Below are 3,129 nucleotides of genomic sequence, written 5' to 3' on the forward strand. Positions count from 1 at the left end.
CGGGGCGGCGGGCGCCAGCGCCGGTGAATATATCGCGCAGCAGCTGTATCCGGGCGTGGATAAGAGTAAGCTGTCGGAGGAGCAGAAGCAGAGCATCAGCGCCCTGAGCACCCTGGCCGCCGGGCTCACGGGCGGGCTTGCCAGCGACAGCAGCGCGGGCGCCCTCTCCGGCGCGCAGGCCGGGAAGAATGCGGTGGAGAATAACTGGCTGAACCAAAGCCAGTCAGTGAACTTCGATAAAGAAATGGCGGAGTGCCGCAAGGCTGGCGGAAACTGCGATGCCATTGTGGAGAAGTACAAAGCACTCAGTGATGCACAAAGCGCTGAAACGAATTACAGGTTAAAAAATAATCCTCTGGAAGCACAGGTTGTTGACAAAGAGCTGGCCCGGGGTGGTATTGATATGGCGGAGCGGCCAGCCTGGATGAGCCACATCCCTGGCGTGGACGTCATGACCAGCGAGGAAGCTAAAGCCTACGTCCGGCAATGGAACGGCCAGGACCTGGCAAATATAGATCAGAACAGCGCGACATGGATGAAGTTCGCGGCCTTTGCCTCAGACCCGGAAAATCAGGCCATGTTGGTTTCGGGTGGATTACTGGCAAAGGATTTAGTACAACTAGCAAAAACTACCGTAACCAACTTATCTCAAGGCGGAATTCCATTTGCGATAAAAAGTATGCAAGTTGGATTACGGAATCCACAACAAGTGGAGCAGCTTAAAAATGATATGATGAGTGGTAATTATAAATTTACAGCACCTGAGGGGCGTATTGCTGGATATGTTGATAGTAAAGGAATTTATTATATATCTGAAGGTAATCACAGGATGGTTGCAGCTCAGGAAATATACAAAAAAACAGGGGATGCTTCTTACATAGAAAAGCTTATACAAAATGGCTCATGGACTCAGACTAAAAATGCTCCGACTGGGGCTTCTTCTATGCCTAAAAGGAAGTGATAAATTTTATGTATATTGATCATGAGGATAGTCGCATGTATAAAAATGAAATATATGTAAAAATGTTAGGGCTAGCACTGCCTTACATACGAAACCTACAGAAATTGGAAAAGAAAGAAAAAAATTTTAATTTATCTTGCTATCTGGAATCTGAGCTTGTTCATAATTTGACTGTTACTATCCTAGATAAGAGATTTACAGAGCACGATATATGGTTTTTAAATAATCAGGCAAAATATTACGTTGAGAGATGTAATGAGGATATATCGCCAAATTACAATCAGCATGTTATTTATATAAAAGAGTTGTTTAATATAGTGCCCGACGATTTGAAGTCTAAATTGACGTGGGTTGGCCCATAATAAAATAAATCCCAATCCTTCTCGGTTGGGGTTTTACTTTATAACTAACCAGTTACACTTTATCGCTGCGCCTTGCTGATCAGCTCCGTGACCTGCCACTGCTTACGGACGGAGAGCTACAGACCTTACGGAGGGTCTGCATAATATCAGGCGCAGGTGACGAAGCGGCCGCCGCCGGTGCGGTGGGTCACGGCGTGCAGGGCAGCAGAGATGCGGATGACGACTGGGACACGGGCGGAGCCTGTGAGGGCACGCTTGAACAGTGCGCGGTGCGTGACGGAACGCGCGACGGGACCCGTGGACCCGGTCATACAGAACTTCCCGTTGCAGATAAAGACCCAACCGGTGGTAAACTGGAAAATCCGGCGCCGGAGGAGAATACGGGCACCACGCTGATAACACCCGACCAGCGGAGCAGCAACGGAGCCTGGCACACAGGAAACAGCAGTGACGCACCGGATACGGGTGGGAATACCACGGTAACACCGGTACCTGACGGGCCGAAGAAAGATGATCTGGCTTATCTGGCATTAAAAGGGAAAGAAGCTCAGGAATCTGCTGGGAAGTTAGGTTTTGACAGGAAGATTCCAGCTCCCAAAGCTCCTTTTAACTCACACGGTCAGCCTGTATTTTTTGATGGTAAAAAATATATTACTCCTGATGTCGATAGCCATAATGTAACTAATGGCTGGAAAATGTTTGACAGAAAAGGAAAACGTATGGGTACTTATGATAGTAATTTGAAAAGGATTAAGAACTGAAAATGTTTGGTATATTCCCTAACGGTCAATCATTCCATGAACATGGTGAAATGGTTCTTCCAGCATCGATCATCATTGATGAGTTCATAGAGCCGGTCCATCTTCCGTTATCTTATTGGAAAGCTGATGATTACAGGAGTAGCTGGCGATCCTCTCTTGGGGAAGGAATACGTAGTAAAAAGCATTCAGCTTTAGCTGTCTCTATGTATGAACCGGGATATACAAATTTTATATTCGTATGGGTTGTGTATTTTTTAGGAAATAAAGCAGCTATTCAGAACAGCATTTTATTCTTAGATGAGTGTCACGGATTTACTCCTGAAAAAATAAATGACTTCATTGAACCGCGAACGACTCATAATGAAGATGGTGAAGAAATATCTGAATGGAACACCAATATAGACAATGTTTTAGATTTTTATAACAGCCTGTAATCATTATAAAAATCCCGGCCTCACCTGGCCGGGATTTTTTTACCCTCTCACAACACCCGCCACACCACCTCTCCATCACGCGGTGCCCGCTTCTGCGGCGTACTAAAAGCAGTGAGACAATCTGCAGTCTATCGCTGCCTGCGGGATGAAAGCTTTTTGCCGCCTCGACACCGGCACCCTCGGCTTCAGCGACCTTCACAACCAGGCCGACTTCCGCACTGAGCATCAGGGCGTCAGTCTGAGCTCTTCGGGCGGCTTTGACCCGGTGGCGAATATCCGCAGCAACGCCGCTAACCTCGCCCTGTCCGGCGCCGGCCACAACGGCCACGACGAAGGCACCACCCGCGCTGCCGTCAGCGCGGGCAGCCTGGTTATCCGTGACGGTAAACGCCAGCAGCAGGACGTGGCGCGGCTCAGCCGCGACGCGGACCACGCTAACGGCAGCATCGGCCAGATATTTGATAAGGAGAAGGAGCAGCGGCGTCTGCAGGCCGCGCAGCTGATGGGTGAAATCGGCGGTCAGGTCAGCGACATTGCCCGCACCCAGGGGCAGATTGCCGGTGAAAAGGCGAAGCGTGACCCGCAGGCGCTGAAGCGGGCCGAAGCGCAGC

General features: G+C 49.2%; 4 protein-coding genes and 1 pseudogene. All 5 read left to right on the forward strand.

Annotation, left to right across the window (positions count from 1 at the left end; all coding sequences use genetic code 11):
* Positions 1–961: VENN motif pre-toxin domain-containing protein (locus BTJ39_RS24095; RefSeq protein WP_176110435.1), on the forward strand; the 961-nt coding region annotated here is incomplete at its 5' end.
* Between the two features lie 35 nt (positions 962–996).
* Positions 997–1,323: a zinc ABC transporter substrate-binding protein gene (locus BTJ39_RS24100; RefSeq protein WP_096777786.1), complete on the forward strand. Its 327-nt coding sequence runs from the start codon at positions 997–999 to the stop codon at positions 1,321–1,323.
* Positions 1,324–1,517: 194 nt separating this feature from the next.
* Positions 1,518–2,084, forward strand: coding sequence for a toxin C-terminal domain-containing protein (locus BTJ39_RS25015; RefSeq protein ID WP_176110438.1), 567 nt, complete (start codon positions 1,518–1,520; stop codon positions 2,082–2,084).
* 2 nt (positions 2,085–2,086) lie between these two features.
* On the forward strand, positions 2,087–2,518 hold the full coding sequence (locus BTJ39_RS24110) for a hypothetical protein (protein ID WP_078005188.1): 432 nt from the start codon (positions 2,087–2,089) through the stop codon (positions 2,516–2,518).
* Positions 2,519–2,663: 145 nt separating this feature from the next.
* A pseudogene (locus tag BTJ39_RS24115) lies at positions 2,664–3,129 on the forward strand (VENN motif pre-toxin domain-containing protein); the annotation flags it as partial.

Source organism: Izhakiella australiensis (genome assembly GCF_002006995.1).
Taxonomy (GTDB): Bacteria; Pseudomonadota; Gammaproteobacteria; order Enterobacterales; family Enterobacteriaceae; genus Izhakiella; species Izhakiella australiensis.